Below are 15,057 nucleotides of genomic sequence, written 5' to 3' on the forward strand. Positions count from 1 at the left end.
ATGGCGATCGATTATCCTATTCAGGACCCGTCACGCGCGTGATCAACGATTGAAATGCGCGGAGCCCCCGTCGACAAACCCGCCGCGCTCGCTCGCCTGCCGCTGCGTGCTACTCTCGCAAACGGCACCGGCCAGGACAGTTCTGTGGTGCGCGACCAGTGAACATTGTGGATTCACGCATCATGTACTCGATCTTGCCCGCGTTTGTATCTGCGTTGTTTCTCGGGTTTGGCCTCTACGTGCTGGCCACCAAGGGCCTCACGCGGGTATCCGTCCCGTTCGCCTTGATGTGCGCGACGACTTTCGTCTGGCAGGGAACGTGGGCCTTCCTGTTCCAGACGACCGACGCCGACGTCGCCGACGTGTTGGTCAAGGCCGGCTATCTGTTCATCCTTTTCCTGCCGACGACCTTCTATCATTTCATGACGGAGATCGTGTCGCGTCGGGACGAACAGCCGATCGTGTTCGCATCCTACGGCCTCTGCGTCCTGCTGGCTGTGCTGCTGGTCACGAGCAACGGGGTCGTCGATGGATTCCGCCTGCATTTCTTCGGCCCGTATCCCAAGGCGGGCCCGCTGCATCCGTTGCACGTCGTGCAGACTGTGCTCCTGGTCGGCCGCAGCGGTTGGCTCCTGATCGAGGCTAGACGAAAGGCGCGAGCGCGAGACGTCCGGCAGCTGCTCACGCTATGTCTCGTCAGCCTGGGCCTCTACTCGCTCGCGGCCACCGACTATGCGGTGAACTACGGCGTCGAGTTCTATCCGGTGGGGGTGCTGTTTATCGCGGTCAGTCTCGGGATTCTCGCGACGTCGATCGTCCGCTATGGCCTGATGGGCCCCTATCTCCTGGCCGCGACGGTCGCGCACGAAGTGGCCACGCCGCTGGCGGCGATCGGCCTGCACGCGGACGAGCTGCGCAACGTCCTGCCGGTGCTGCTGCGCGGGTATCGGTTGGCGGTGGAGCACCGGTTGTGTGCCGACGGCTTGTATCCTGGGCAACTGGAGCGGCTGCCGGCGCTCGCGTCGTCGATCCGGCGCCAGGTCGACACCACGAGTACCGTGGTCGAAATGTCCCTGGCATCCTTTACGCTGGACCGACTCGATCGCCACGGCTTCGCGGCCTATCCGGTACGGGCGTGTGTCGACGCCGCGGTGGAGCGCTTTCCCTTCCGTCCGGGTGAGCGAGACCGCGTATCGGTCGACGCGATCGATCCGGACCTTCGGTTCTCCGGATCCGACTCGCTCGTGATCTTCGTCATCTTCAATCTGCTGAAAAACGCCCTGTACGCGATCCACGCGAACGGCCATGGGCAGATCGAGATCGACGCCTATCGCAGCGAAGGTTACTGCGTGTTGCGCTTCAGCGATACGGGCCCGGGCATCGCCCCCGATGTGCTCCCTCAGATCTTTGACGCCTTCTTCTCGACCAAATCGCACGGTCGCGGTGCCGGCATGGGCTTGAGCTTCTGTCGCCGCGTATGCGAAGCGCTCGGCGGCACCATCACGTGTGAATCCATCCCCGGGGTCCGGACTACGTTCACGATCCGGCTGCCGGAGCCCGGTTCGCCGGCGGATCAGGCATTGCGCGATCCGCCGGCGCCCACCCGGCGCTATCGCATCGGGTAAGGCAGTCTCACATTCAGTTCGCGGCGGACGGCAGGATCAGTTCATACGCCCTGACCCGCTCGATGATGCCCGCCGGAAAGCGGCTGATCCGCTTGTCGGGACCGGCAAACACGATCTGCTGATACCCCAGCGACACCTGTTGTCCGTCAACGTAGAAGCGAAACAGCAGATAGGCCGAACACTGCCGAACCTCGAACGTATTGAGATAGCAGTCGACCCGCTGGAACGGAAACGTCTCGTGGACGTATTCCTGATGCGCGCGCTTCGTCACGAACGAACCGCCGGCCGCCAGCAGGTTGTTGTGGATGCATTCGTGAAACCAGCGTTCACGGCACACGCCCTGCCATTCGAAATATCTTGCGAAATAGGTGTTCATAAAGGCATTGGAATCCTTGAGGTAAATGTCGACCACGTGGTGGAAAGTTTTCTCGGACTGATGGGCCGTTTCGTTGGAAAGGACGTGAAGAATCGCGTCTTGCGTCAGCATGGATAACTCCTTGAGTCGCTACTGGCGGTAGCGGCGCATTCCTTCAAAAAGAAGGAATGGCCCGATTCTCCCCGTGCAATTCCGTTGAGTGGCGTGGTCAAAACGTGTCGAATTCGAGGTTGACAAACAGTTGATATGCATCCCACTTTCGCCGGATAATTGGCGCGGTCGTGAAACGCGGCCATCATTTGCGGAAATGCGTCTCCGTTACCGAATCCTCTTCTGCTGATTTATCGACACTCGTATGCAAACCTTCGTCAGGCAGCCGGTGCTCTATCCCGTGTCCGTGGTGTTTGTCGACGACAATCCGGATTTCCTGCAGGCGCTGCGGGGCGCATTCCCGGACGAACACCTGAACCGCTTTTTTACGCACCCCCAGGCGGCGCTCGACTTCGTGTCGTCGCGTGACGCGGAGATGCCGCCCACGGCCGCGGACTATTTCGGTGCGGAGGAAAAAGGCGGAAATGCGATCGGCCAGGACGCGCTCACCGATCCCGCCCGATTCGAGGCGGTGGGCGCGGTGGTCGTCGACTTTTCAATGCCGGAGGTCGACGGCATCCAGTTTCTGTCCTCCATCCGCAACGCGAACTGCATGAAAATCCTGCTCACCGGCATCGCCGACGAGCGCGAGGCGGTGGACGCGTTCAACGCGGGACTGATCGACTGCTATCTGAAGAAGACCGACGTCGAGATGGCGCGCAAGCTGGCAACCGTGCTGGACAACGCGAAACGCAAGTACTGCGCGGCCCGCGGGCACATCAGCCTGCATGAAGTGGGCGCGACCTACCGGGATCCGCGGATCGTCAAACTGATCGATGAGGTGGCCGCGCGGGAAGGCATCGTCGAATACTACTGGCGCCCCAATCAGGACGCGGTGCTGATGTTCGACGCCGCCGGCGCGCCCAGCGTATTTCTCGCCTGGAGCGAAGAGGACTGGTCGTTCCACTGCGATATCGTGTCCGACGCGGACGGGCCGGCCGAATTGCGCCAAGGCATGGAAGCGCGCCGCATCATGCCGCTGTTCTGGCCATCCCAGGCCTATCGGCCGGGCCTCGCGGACGTTCACTGCGCGGCCCCGCTACCCGTGCCGGGATGGAGCGGCACGTTTTATAGCTGGACCCGTCTGGATGATGCGGCCACCGAGCGCGAACTGCCTACGTTGGCAAAATGGCGTCACGCGTAACCGGTCATCCGCGTATCCCTGAACGGAATGGGTCGGCGAGGCGGTGCTGTCGTCGGCTCGCCAGCAATTCGAATGGGAACAAATCCTGTCAACATTGACAGTTATCAGCGGCACGGACTTTTGTTCCAATAGCACCCTATTCCGGGGGCCACCCACTATTCCAATTAGACGGCACATCCATTCGAGGCAGGCTTTAGAAGCAAGAAAAAGGTCAGCCAGCAAGCGACTCATACAGTTGAGTATTGTTTCAGGCGCTGATTGATAAGCCTTGTCGGATCTGGATCGACCTACGCCGTTAAACCGCAGCACAATCCAGGGGCCTTTTAATATCCCCTCATGACCTCGATCGATCGGCGGCACGTTCCCGGCTCAGCCACATGAATGCGGCGTTCGCGGAGCAGATCGCACTCGACGCGATCGATGACCGTATCGACCGACACACCCCACGAAAAAGGGACGCCGCGACGAATCGCGGCGTCCCTTTTGTTTGCACGCTTGCGCCGGGCGCGAATCCCGAAGCCTTCGGGATCCGCAGCCCTGCGTAGCGATCAGTTGTTGTACTGCCAGGTGTTGATGTAGTAATCGCCACCCGCCTGCCAGCCAAGCTGGACCTGAACTGCCGATTCCGCGTTCGCGTTGGCCGTCGAGGTCAGCTGATCGACGAAGCCGCTCAACGTGCTCGAGTATGTCGTCCCGTTGACCTTCGGCGTGGCCCAATTCATCACGTCGTACGGCTGGGCCTGATACGTCTGGACGCCGTTCGTGAACACCCCGGCGCCCTGCGAATTGATCGCAACCCACGGATTCGGATAGGCGAGGCTGGCCGTCGGCACCGTCCAGTCAATATTGGCCGTCGGCATCGTCATGGACGAGGCGGTCGACGTACCCGAGCCGCCGGCCGTCAGCAGGTTCGCGATCACGTCGCTGCCCAGCGTCTGCCACGAAACGGTCGTCCCGGCTGCGGCATTCATGTTCGACGCGATGTTGAGCACCTTCTGCGGCGTACCGATCTGCTGACCGTTGGCATCGTACAGCGTGATCGTGTACACCCCGTGCTGGCGAATCGTCGATACGTCGACCGGCGCCGGCGTGTATTCCGGCGTGGTCGGCGTGAACGCGCTGGCGCCGCCGGACAGCGAAGCCCACGACCACTTGTACTGCGTGCTCATGCCGACGTCCGGCCAGGACGGCGTGCTCGTCGAGACATGGGCGGGCGGCGCAGTGACGGCCTTCAGCGGGAACGCCAGATAAGGTCCGATGCCAGCACTCGGGCTGAGCATGTAGACCCCGCTTGCCGGCAGTCCGGGACCGGTCACGAGCGCCGATCCGACGTACTGGGTGAGACCGTTGACCTTCATGTTCACCGGAATCTGGATGTTCAGGCCGGATTCGAGGCGACCGTTGCCGGCGTCTGCCGAGTTGGTGAACTGCGTGCGGCCGACGAACGACGCAATGTAGATGTCGTATTGCGCCTGGTTGCCGATGATGTCCCATGTACCGTTCGGAAGTTTCTGCACGACGTCGCTTGCGAAGTTCGGCGTGCCGTCAGCCTCCGTGACGAGGAAATACACCAGCGCGGCCGGGTTGCTGATCGCAGGCAGCGTGCCCGCCGGCAGGAACGCGACGGTCTTCACGCCTTGCAGCGTCGTTCCCTTCGTGAACAGCGTGTGGCGCGTGCCGAAGCTCTTGTAGCCGTCGTTCAGGTAACTCGCATCGATGGCCGACGCGCACGCCGCGTTGGTCGTGCCCGGCGTAGCCTGCATCGCGTTCATGCACTGGCCGAGTTGCGAGACGAGCGTCGCCAGGTAGTTCGCGGGCTGCGTCGGCACGGACAGTGCCGCCGGGGCCGTGGTGCCCTGATTCAGCGCGATCGGCGTGTCCGGATCGGCCAGGCTCGTGAGCTGCAGACCCGTGCCTTTGGCCGACGGCGCCACGGCGACCGCATCGATCACGGCGTCAGCGCCGCTCTGGTTCGGCGTGAAGGCGCCCCCGACGGGATCGAACGACGAGGCGGACAGGCCGTTCGCATTCAGAATCTGCGCGAGCGCCTTGTCGAGCGTGGCGATTGCCGTCGACACGGACGACGACGTGACGGCGGTCAGACCGCCCGATTGCGTGAGCGTGAGCGGGTTGCCGCTCGCCGTGAGCAGCGCTGCGACTGCGGTCGTCAGCGGCGTGACGTTGGCCGTCACCGGTGCGCCCTGGCTCGTCGCCGCGCTGGCCACGACCGAATACAGCGTTCCGGACGCGCCCGACGGATCGGTGGCGGTAATCACGAAGGGTGCCGTGAGGCCGCTGATCGATACGCTATACGTGCCGTTGCTGCCCGATGTCACCGTCGTTGTTTTGCCGGTGGCGTCCATCACCGTGACCGGCGCGCCCACGAGCGCGTTGCCGATCGCGACCGTGCCGCTCATCGCGCTTGCGGCCGTGGTGTTCGAATTGCCGGGTGAGCTGGACGAGCCGGAGCTCGATCCGCCATCGCCTCCGCCGCCGCATGCGGCGAGCACTGCGGTGGCGGCAATGCACAGCGTAAGCCGTGCGATCCCCGAGGAGTCTTTCTTTTTCATATTCTTGTTCCGGTTGAAATGGCGGGTTTCGATCGAAACCCGAATGAGCAACTGACACGCCGCTTGATGCATCCGGTCATGAGCAACTTGTCGTGCTTGCTCGACGGATGTGCGCGGCCCACGAGTGGCGTGCCAAATGATCATCCGCCGCTATATCGGCGCCGGAACGTATTGCTGAAGAGTCTTTAATTCAATTAATTGTTTTTTGTTGAATTGAAAATTAATTGTTGGGGTTTTGCAAGGCGATGTTATTGGAAACTGGGGAATGTCGAAGCTTCCAAGCGTGCTGCATTCTGCCGGTGGCTAGTTAGAGCCATGTTCGCGGGCATCGTCGATTTCAATGCAGAGATAGCGAATCGTGTTTCCGGCTTCATATATCCGGGCAGCAATTGCATCGCCCGAGGATTCTTCGTTCACCTGTAAATTGGCGAAGCTTTTATGTGGCGCATCGTGTGCGTGCCGTATGCGGTATCGTCGAGGCCAATCGGCCACGTGGCTTCCGTGATGGACGTCCTGCATCTGCAACCGCGTAAGATCGCGCGCTCGAAGCTTGCTATCCATTGCAAGATTGAACATCGCGAGCTCACGAGCGTTCGACGCCATCCGACGCCGCGTCGGGATCGTCCGGTTTTCCACTCGATTGTCAACAAGCTTGTTGGGCTCGCTTGAAGACTGGTTGCCGGGGCGAGGAGCATTTTTCGTACCGTCAGCGATATCGTCTGATCAACTGAGCAGTTATTGAGCATGCCGCCCCAGTCATCCTTTGCATGCAAGGGGCCATTTCGATCTTTACATCATCGCTGACATTTCATCGAATCCACCTGCCCCGCTCCTGGAAGCAGGTGGCCGACATGGGCGTGCTCAGCGCCAACGGCGACAAGATCTACCCGTACATGAACGTCGACCGGATCGCGGACTTCAAGGAAGTGGCCGATACGCTACAGAGGTAAGCGTGCTGCGAGGCCACGGCGTACGATGATGCGCGCCGTAGAACCATGTAATGGCGCCACGGGCTCGATGCTCGCGGCGCCATTTTTTTATGTGGCGTCAGTGCGGGGCCCCTTCCGAAAGATGTATCCTGAACCTGGCGCGGTTTCGCAACGGCGCGTCGGCACCGGTCGCGCTTATGTTCTGTCAAAACCACTACAGGAGTGGCGATGAGCAACGTAACGTGGATTGTGGTGGCTGGAGAGGGTCGCGCACGCATCTTCGCATCGGGCAATGGGTCGTCCGCGCCGCAGCAGATCGACGATATTTCCAACGCAAATCAAAGTGCGGTATTGCTCACGGACAAGCAGGCCGAGGCGCTTTCCGAGAGCGAACGCAAAGAGAAAGAGCGGGACAAGTTTGCACTCCAAGTCGCGAAGTACCTGGAAGACGGGCGACTGCATCAACAATTCGGCAATATGAGGATCATTGCGGAACCGAAGTTTCTGGGGATGTTGCTCAGCTATCTGGATGAGCAGACCAAGAAACTCGTGTCCAGCCACGAGAGCAAAGACTATTCGAGTTTGAGCACGAAGGAGGTCGAGGAGATTCTTGCGCGGGGGGGCTGTCAGTAGTTTCGTGTTCAAGGCATATGATGCTCCGAAGGAGACTATATGCCTCGCAAACCGAAAGCCAAACCGATAGACCTGCCGGCGATTCCCGCCGAGTTGCTTGAGCAATTCGGCAGCGGTCCGATGACGGCTGCAGCAATCAACGCCGCAACGCTGGCCCTCAAGAAGGCGCTGATCGAGCGAGCGCCGGGCGGCGAGATGAGTCGCCATCTCGGCTACCCGCCTGGCGCGGCCAAGTCAGGTACCGTAACCAACCAGCGCAATGGCACGGGCCCCAAGACAGTCCTGACCGAGGACGGCCCGATCCGTCATCAATCTAACGGTGTCCACGTGTCCTGAGTTACAGGGGCAACTCCAGTGGCCACGCGAGCAACCATCAGTTACCCGAAGATTTGGCGCTTCGTGCCTTGAGCCTGATCCGTGAGCGCTACGTCGATTTCGGGTCAACGTTGGCTTGCGGGAAGCTTTGGGAGTGCCACGGTATTCCGTTGGCCAATGAGACGGTCAGGAAGCTGATGACGGACGCTGGGCTCTGGATTCCGGGCCGGCGACGGCCGACCTCAGGCGGCGTGTGTCCGGATGGCGGCATAGGCCAAGCGACTACCCACTTCAGTTGCCTTCATTCGTCCGCTTGCCGAACAAGTTGACATTACCAGCCCAATCACTGAGAGATGCATAGCGGAATGGCTCCGACGCCGTTCGTGGCTGGCATCTGACCCACCACGACCTCCCCCGGACCCGGACCGCCGCAAGGATGAGGGGGCCCGTGATTAATCTGATTGGACATTCCCGGGGGGCGAGTACCAAGCTTAGCAATATCTCCCGACCTTTCGATAACGTCGTGCCGCGCCTTATCGTATGTCTTATGCGCCGCTGTATCGACTTCATCCAGTTTCTTCAGCATTTGCGCCGTTTGTTCGGGCGTAGCTTTGGCCTCGGGCGGCCGCTGACCATCTTTCCAAGGGTACATCCATGCCCAGTCGATCAGTTGATTGTCGAGCAAGGGCCCCATCTTTACGAATCCATTTTCCAGCGTCAACTCTCCGACTGGACCGCAGGAGAACTTGGCAAACTGCGGCACCAACGGATGATTCCCGCGCTCGACAATTCTTGAAGTCCGTCCATCGCGGTAGATGGTGACATTCGCAAGCTCGGAATACTGATCTGTGGCGCAGTTGACAAGAAGCTGCCTCACTACCGAATAGGGTTCTTTGGGCGCTTCATAAACGATCATTAGATCGACGTGCCTGACCGGATTTGGGGAGAGCGCATCGATGACTCTTTGTGCGAAATAAAGGGTGCGGGTTGGCTTGTCGCCTTGAGCCCAGATCAGATACCGTGCTGTCGGCTCTGGGCGCTGGTCAAGAGTTTGCGAATCGACCGCACTACAACCAGTAATCACTGTGCAGGCCACAGCCGAAAGAAGCAACGACAAACGACTGGCCCATGAAGAACGACGCACGAGCGTCGACAGGCGCGCCTGTTGGTCGAACCGGATCTTGATCTGCTGGCCGGTCAGGTCCTCGGGGCGAAGGTCATGGCGATGGGACAGCAGGTCGCGGTGGATCTCGGGCATCCGGTTCACGTGCTCGTCGACGACGGCGGCGCTGACAGGCAGCACGTCCGGGCCGAGCGGCCTATCGAGCGTCACGTAGCGGTTGAGCCGGGGCAGGCGAGCAGAGTTGGCGGCGCCGTTGATCGCCTCGGCGACCGCGCCGGGCATCTTGTCCATCAGCGAGAAGCCGGTTTGCGCGAGCTGCATCGCGCGCTGGACGGTGTCGACGTGCCAGGCCAAACCAGCCAACGAGCCAAACTGTCCGGCGACACCGGAGGCGAGCGAGCCGCCGAGGCCGCCCAATGCACCGCTAATCGGTGTCAAGGCGCCCAGCGGGCTGCCGCCGAGCCGGGGCGGACGACCGCCATTCGGAGCGAAACTCATTTTTTTGTTCATTCCTTCTCAGGTTCTGCCCGACAGGCCAGCCGGCCCGAGGCCCCGCTACTGTAGGAGAAAGGCCGACAAAACAAAAGACACTATCTGGCCCCTGATTCCATCGATGAACCGATAGGCTATGAGCAGCGGCGGAAGGATTTGTTGACGTCTGGTCTGTCCGCTCGCCCTCGCGGTGAACCGCAAAAATCGGCCCGCATCATTACCACCCGCCGCGCCAACTGGCCCGGCAGGTCTTTCTTTTCCTCTCGGTTTCCCTTGTCGTTGCGCGGTCAGCCGCGCCAACCGGTAATCGTGATAGGCGATGCGATTGCGTCTTGATACAGATTCTTTCTCGAGCCTCTGCCGCGATAGGGGGCGATACCTACAGGCATTCTCACTGGCGCGATCCCCGGCGTGTATCCGCGTGCCTTCTCGCTCACTGTCATCCCTCCGATGATGCGACCGTCGGGATTCGGTGCCTCAATCAAGACGCCAAAAGAGCATTCTTCGACGGTCCAACCGGTGGGGAGATCGACGGGTAGGTTCAGATCGCTCACGACGATTTTCCTAACTTACGTCCGAAAATCCGGTGACGACGGAACCGTATCCGGTGCGGATGCATGACTCAGCCCGAGCACGTCGAGATACGTGTCGAGCGAGCGTTGCGCTGATTCGGCAACCAGTCGCGTGATGTCGCCGTAATCGCCACGAACGCACGCTTTGTCGAGCGAGTCATAGTAGGCAAGCCGATCCTCTTTACGGATGATTGCTGGCGGATAGCCAGCCTTCATCAACTCGAAGTTGAGCAGCAGCCGCCCCGTCCGCCCGTTGCCATCGATGAACGGATGGATCTTCACGAATCGTGTGTGCAGTTCCGCCGCCCGCTCGATCGGATGCGTGTCTCCAGCCGCCTCGTACCAGTCGATCAGCCCGGCCATTTCGGCAGGCAGATGCATGAAGTCCGGCGGCGTCGTACTCGCACCCGCGTTCACCACGTTTTCGCGGCGATACCGGCCTGCTTCTTCAGCGTCGATGCCTTTCAACGCGAGACTGTGGATGTTGCGGATCTGCCATTCCGACAATGCTTCCGTTTTCGCCATGATGTCTTCGACATAGACAATCGCGTCACGATGGTTTGTCGCCTCGACGTGCTCGCGAAGGGACTTCCCGCCGACCGTAATGCCTTCGAGCACCACCTTGGTTTCTCGCAGCGTCAGCGTGTTGCCCTCGATCGCGTTCGAGTGATACGTCCAGTCAAGCAACAACTTTTCGCGCAGCGAGGCAACCGTGTGCTGCGGCAGCGGACGCGCGGCGTCGAGTGTCGCCTTGTCGGCATCGATCGTGTTCAGCATCGCGGAGGTTTGATTCGGCATTTGCTTCTCAAGGCGAGGTTCACTATTCGCCAGCATATATCCCAATGGAGATGGTCAAGCGGGTTTCCGCATTTTCTGCCATTGCAGGATTTCCAGCACATATGATCGGCCCATATCGGGCATGGTGCGCGAGTCTGGCGAGTCTGCTGGCAGAAGCCACTTGTCCAGCGTCCGCACGGCAATGCTCAAGCGCGCGGCAAACTCGGCTCGCGTCATACCCAGTCGATCCATCGCTACGCGCAGCAGCTACTGCCGGGGAAGTGCTGCGAGATCTTCTTTCGTTGTCGTGCGATGAGCGGCACGGTAGGCATAAGTCCCTGCCACTTGCTCCGGTCGAGCGCTGTTACTTTGCCGCGCTTCCAGCGCCATTCGATGTACCGGTCCAGGGCAGCGACGGTTTTCGGATGACTCAGAGAGACGCAACGGGCATTCGAGCCTTTGACGATCGCGCCTCGAACGCTCACTGCCTCGCAGCGCCCACGGCCATCGCACGACAAGGCCGATTTTCGGCCGATCCTCGCGCGGCGTTAGAATAGCGCCCCTTGTCATGGGAGACGAAAATGTCCTGGTTCGTTTACGAAGTACCCGAATACCACGAAGATGCTGCGCGCATCGAGCCCTTCAGCGACCTGCGTAGCCGTGTGCTGAAAGATGCCGGCGTTGCCATGGCCGAAGAACTGGAAAGCGTTCGCGAGAACGCCGCGGCGACGGCGGACACGCCCGAGCGCCCTCTGCGCACTCCGGAAAATCCGCATGTCTTTCCGATTCCTTACGCCGAGTCCATGATCCTGGTCGGGTTCATCTTCGATCTGAAACGCGAATTCCGGCAAGTGGTCGTGTCACCCGTGGAAATGCCCTGGCTGAACGAAGCGTAAAAGGTCGCCAGAACGGAAGCCGGCGGGAGCGTCGTGCCTGTTCTGGAGCCGTGTCCGAATATCCGGTGTACGCTTTCGGATACACACACCGCGAGTTGGAACCGCGCGTCGGACTAAATCGCGCCGCGCAGTTGTTAAAGCAGGGGTAGTTGCCGTGGGTCTCGAGTGCGTACCGAGACGCCTTCGACATCTACACGTTGCATAGAGGCGACCACGGGGACGTGCGTCCCATCAACGATCAAGTCGAGTCGAAGGCAGACGCTTCAAACCCCTCCCGCACAAGATGCGTCCGAGGCCGCCACGCCTGTGTCCAACGCGCGCTGGCAATTGACGATTGGTCAGGCCCGGCACGCACTCACGGACGAAACAGGTACAGGCGTCGGGCACCGGCGCGGCAGGGAACGTCGGCGGTAACGCGAAGGCCGACAGTCGCAAGGTGCCGGTCATCCACGGCTCGCTACAACAACGACAACTGAGCCGGTATGCTTGCGCGGCCTGCCTGATCGCTTTCCTTTACCGCTGAGCTCTGCTGGTCCGTGGACTGGGTATTCCCGTCATCCGGTCGATACTTCCGCACCCAATCGACGCCAAGCACATCAGATGAGAACACAACGCCGGGCGCAATCCGAACAAGCTGGCTCATCTGCGGATTCTCCTAAGCAGTCTGAACGTCGAAGTGCGCGGCTGCATAGCGCGCACTGCAGTTCCACACTTCGACGCCGTCACGGGTGAAGGATGCCCATCCGTCTTTGACGATCACCTCTGCACCGGGAAATACGTCACCGTATCCGTTTGCCGTAGCAGCGAAAACCGTCCGCTCGCGACACGTCACCCAGTATTTCCCATCGGCTAGCGTTAGTGGCTTTGTGCTCAACCGTCAACTCGACTCACTGTTTGATCAAAAACGATCGCGGTTCTTTGCTCCCGCAATCCGTTGAAGGCCCTTCCACGCCCGCTTCATGTTACGCCAGTCTTCGGGGCGCGTTACTTCGGCGCGACCGGCGCGCTCGTGTTCGTCGCAACCGCATCGCGCCGCCCGAAAAGTTGCTCGGCCGTGATGCCATATTCGGTGCACTGATCCAGATCGACGATAGCGGCGACCGTGCCATCCGGGCATGCAGCCACCATGCCTTTGAACGTCCAGTCGAGATCAATTGTTCCATTCACGCAATCGCCGAACACGCTACGCGATTTCGACAGGATCCAACACCTACCCCGCCGATCGCTTCAACCGCATCGACAACGAGAAACTGTCCGCCGGGTGCACCGTCACGGAGAATTCGAACGCGTCACCGGCGGCGTCCAGGTAGCGGCGCGAAATCTTCAGCACCGCCGCGCCGGGCTCGAGCCTGAGTCCCTTTCCGATGCGCTCGTCCGCGAGCGTCGACGCGCGCACCTCCTGCTCGATCTCGGCGATCTGCCGGCCATAGTGTGCTTCGATCAGCGCACTGACCAGGTCAGTCGTCTTGCGCACCCGCTCGCCGATATCCGCGTACGCCGGATCGATATAAATGTCCGTCCAGGCCATCGGAGCGTCGGCCCGGCCTTCCTCGAGACGGATGCTGGAGATCCGCAGCAAGGGCGTCCCCTCCGGGCAGCCGATCTCGCGCGCCAGTTCTCCTTTCACCTTGACCGTTCCCACCGATTGCACGTGGCGGGAATGCTCGACGCCGAACTGGACGAGATCGTCCACCGAGGCAAGCGTCGGCCGGAACCGGGCCTGGGGCCGCGACGCTTCCACGCGCGTGCCCACGTTCTTGCGGCGCGACACGAGCCCCTGGTCCTGCAATTCCTGCAGCACGGCGCGGATCGTGTAGCGGCTCGCGTTGAACTGCTCGCACAACTCGAATTCAGTGGGGAGCAGCGTGCCGACCGGGAAGCGCCCGCTGGCGATCCCGTCAAGAAGTTGTCCGGCAATCTCCGCCGCGTTGGTTTTGCTCATCTGGTTGGCCAACATCAGTTTTCATTCGAATTGGGTAAACCCGGATTTGCTAATTATGTTCGAACATATCCAATGCCATTTGTTCGAACATATTAGCCAACCCGGCTTCCCACCACAAGGTCGCACCATGCTCCACAACGCCATCCCCGCCGCCAGCACCGTCGTCGATTCCGCGCTCTTCCGGGATGCCTTCGGCACGAAGAAGATGCGCCAGATCTTCTCCGACGGTGCGCTCGTGCAGCGCTACATCGACGTCGAGATTGCACTGGCGAAGGCCGAGGCGCGCGTCGGCGTGATCCCGAACGAAGCCGCGGAGGTCATCGCGAGCGAGTCGCGCATCGACCGGATCGACTTCGACCACTTACGCGAGGAAACCGACATCGTCGGCTATCCGATCCTGCCGCTGGTGCACCAGCTCGTGGCGATGTGCGGCGAAGCCGGCCGCTACGTGCACTGGGGTGCGACCACGCAGGACATCATGGACACCGCCGTCGCGCTCCAGGTGCGCGACGCACTCGACAGTATCGACGCCGACATTCGCGAACTGCGCGGCATTCTCGCAGATTTGTCGACGAAGCACCGCGATACGCCGATGGCCGGCCGCACGCACCTGCAACAGGCGCTACCGGTGACCTTCGGCTACAAGACCGCGATCTGGCTGGCGATGTTCGACCGGCACCAGCAGCGACTCGCCGAACTGCGCCCTCGCGTGGCCGTGGTGGAATTCGCCGGCGCGGCCGGCACGCTGGCATCGGTGGGCGAGAAAGGCTTTGCGATCCAGCAGGCGCTGGCCGAGGAGCTGGGCCTGGGCGTGCCGGCCACCACCTGGCACGTGGCGCGCGACGGCTTCGCCGAGGCGGTCAACCTGCTTGCGCTGGTCACCGGCTCGCTCGGCAAGATCGCACTCGACATCATGATCATGGCCTCGACCGAGTTCGCGGAAGTCTACGAGCCCTTCGTCAAGGGGCGCGGCGCCAGCAGCACGATGCCGCAGAAGCGCAACCCCATTTCCAGCGAACTGATGCTGGCAGCCGCCAAGGCCGTGCGCCAGCACGCCGGGCTGATGGTCGATGCGATGGTGCAGGACTTCGAGCGCGCCACCGGCCCGTGGCACGCCGAGTGGATCGCGATTCCGGAGAGTTTCATCCTGAGCTCGGGCGCGCTGCACCAGGCGAAATTCGCGCTGGGCGGGCTGATCGTCGACACCGCCCGGATGCGGCACAACCTCGGTATCTCCAACGGCCTGATCGTGGCCGAAGCCGTGATGATGGGCCTGGCGCCGCATATCGGCCGCCAGCAGGCGCACGACGTGGTGTACGACGCCTGCCGCACCGTCAACGAAGCCGGCGGCACGCTGGCCGACGCGCTCTGCGCAGTGCCGGTCGTCATGAAGCATCTCGACCGGGCAGCCATCGAGCACCTGTGCGACCCGGTCAACTATCTCGGGCTCGCCCCGCAGATGGTGGATCGCGCCATCGAACTCTCGAACAAGGTGGCCTGACCACAGGCCCCG

General features: G+C 61.4%; 12 protein-coding genes and 4 pseudogenes. 8 read left to right on the top strand and 8 right to left on the bottom strand.

Features of this window, described 5'->3' with window-relative positions; genetic code table 11:
- The first annotated feature begins 182 nt into the window (after positions 1 to 182).
- Positions 183 to 1,625, top strand: a complete 1,443-nt coding sequence (locus HAV18_RS17725) for a sensor histidine kinase (protein ID WP_166958062.1) — start codon at positions 183 to 185, stop codon at positions 1,623 to 1,625.
- Positions 1,626 to 1,638: 13 nt separating this feature from the next.
- Here HAV18_RS17725 and HAV18_RS17730 read toward each other — a convergent pair whose 3' ends face one another.
- The gene (locus HAV18_RS17730; RefSeq protein WP_166958064.1) at positions 1,639 to 2,112 is read right to left on the bottom strand and encodes a thioesterase family protein; all 474 of its coding nucleotides are present in this window, start codon (positions 2,110 to 2,112) and stop codon (positions 1,639 to 1,641) included.
- Between the two features lie 244 nt (positions 2,113 to 2,356).
- On the opposite strand from HAV18_RS17730, the gene HAV18_RS17735 reads away from it, so the two are divergent.
- Positions 2,357 to 3,295, top strand: a complete 939-nt coding sequence (locus HAV18_RS17735; RefSeq protein ID WP_166958066.1) for a response regulator — start codon at positions 2,357 to 2,359, stop codon at positions 3,293 to 3,295.
- A 548-nt stretch (positions 3,296 to 3,843) separates the two neighbouring features.
- Here the strand turns inward: HAV18_RS17735 and HAV18_RS17740 are convergent.
- Positions 3,844 to 5,571 (bottom strand): cell wall anchor protein, encoded by a 1,728-nt coding sequence (locus HAV18_RS17740; RefSeq protein WP_347814768.1) that lies wholly within the window; start codon positions 5,569 to 5,571, stop codon positions 3,844 to 3,846.
- A 10-nt stretch (positions 5,572 to 5,581) separates the two neighbouring features.
- Here HAV18_RS17740 and HAV18_RS39940 point away from each other — a divergent pair, with 10 nt between their 5' ends.
- Entirely contained in the window at positions 5,582 to 5,920 is a 339-nt protein-coding gene (locus HAV18_RS39940) for a hypothetical protein (RefSeq protein ID WP_243771726.1), read from the top strand.
- A 248-nt stretch (positions 5,921 to 6,168) separates the two neighbouring features.
- Here the strand turns inward: HAV18_RS39940 and HAV18_RS39945 are convergent.
- A pseudogene (locus HAV18_RS39945) lies at positions 6,169 to 6,501 on the bottom strand (hypothetical protein).
- 521 nt (positions 6,502 to 7,022) lie between these two features.
- Here HAV18_RS39945 and HAV18_RS17750 point away from each other — a divergent pair.
- The 3 genes and pseudogenes from HAV18_RS17750 to HAV18_RS39950 form a co-directional block, all read left to right on the top strand.
- Positions 7,023 to 7,427, top strand: a complete 405-nt coding sequence (locus tag HAV18_RS17750) for a host attachment protein (RefSeq protein WP_166958070.1) — start codon at positions 7,023 to 7,025, stop codon at positions 7,425 to 7,427.
- 39 nt (positions 7,428 to 7,466) lie between these two features.
- A pseudogene (locus HAV18_RS17755) lies at positions 7,467 to 7,733 on the top strand (IS256 family transposase); the annotation flags it as partial.
- A gap of 68 nt (positions 7,734 to 7,801) precedes the next feature.
- Positions 7,802 to 7,981, top strand: a pseudogene (locus HAV18_RS39950) (ISNCY family transposase); the annotation flags it as partial.
- 899 nt (positions 7,982 to 8,880) lie between these two features.
- Here HAV18_RS39950 and HAV18_RS17760 read toward each other — a convergent pair.
- The 3 genes and pseudogenes from HAV18_RS17760 to HAV18_RS17770 form a co-directional block, all read right to left on the bottom strand.
- A pseudogene (locus tag HAV18_RS17760) lies at positions 8,881 to 9,363 on the bottom strand (type VI secretion system tip protein VgrG); the annotation flags it as partial.
- A 281-nt stretch (positions 9,364 to 9,644) separates the two neighbouring features.
- Positions 9,645 to 9,911, bottom strand: a complete 267-nt coding sequence (locus HAV18_RS17765; RefSeq protein ID WP_208102007.1) for a hypothetical protein — start codon at positions 9,909 to 9,911, stop codon at positions 9,645 to 9,647.
- Between the two features lie 15 nt (positions 9,912 to 9,926).
- Positions 9,927 to 10,706: a Fic family protein gene (locus HAV18_RS17770; RefSeq protein ID WP_243771684.1), complete on the bottom strand. Its 780-nt coding sequence runs from the start codon at positions 10,704 to 10,706 to the stop codon at positions 9,927 to 9,929.
- A 581-nt stretch (positions 10,707 to 11,287) separates the two neighbouring features.
- On the opposite strand from HAV18_RS17770, the gene HAV18_RS17775 reads away from it, so the two are divergent.
- Entirely contained in the window at positions 11,288 to 11,602 is a 315-nt protein-coding gene (locus HAV18_RS17775; protein ID WP_166958072.1) for a helicase, read from the top strand.
- A gap of 984 nt (positions 11,603 to 12,586) precedes the next feature.
- On the opposite strand, the gene HAV18_RS39660 is transcribed toward HAV18_RS17775, so the two are convergent.
- Together HAV18_RS39660 and HAV18_RS17785 are read right to left on the bottom strand one after the other, a co-directional pair.
- Positions 12,587 to 12,784: a hypothetical protein gene (locus tag HAV18_RS39660; RefSeq protein WP_208102008.1), complete on the bottom strand. Its 198-nt coding sequence runs from the start codon at positions 12,782 to 12,784 to the stop codon at positions 12,587 to 12,589.
- Between the two features lie 28 nt (positions 12,785 to 12,812).
- Positions 12,813 to 13,544 carry a GntR family transcriptional regulator gene (locus HAV18_RS17785; RefSeq protein WP_166958074.1) on the bottom strand — a complete coding sequence of 244 codons (732 nt, stop codon included), beginning with the start codon at positions 13,542 to 13,544 and terminating at the stop codon, positions 12,813 to 12,815.
- 127 nt (positions 13,545 to 13,671) lie between these two features.
- Between HAV18_RS17785 and pcaB the strand changes: the two genes are divergently transcribed.
- A complete protein-coding gene (pcaB, locus tag HAV18_RS17790; protein WP_166958784.1) occupies positions 13,672 to 15,045 on the top strand; it encodes a 3-carboxy-cis,cis-muconate cycloisomerase in 1,374 nt (457 codons plus the stop codon).
- Positions 15,046 to 15,057 lie beyond the last annotated feature (12 nt).

The sequence above is a fragment of the Burkholderia sp. D-99 genome, from assembly GCF_011605345.1.
Classification (GTDB): domain Bacteria; phylum Pseudomonadota; class Gammaproteobacteria; order Burkholderiales; family Burkholderiaceae; genus Burkholderia.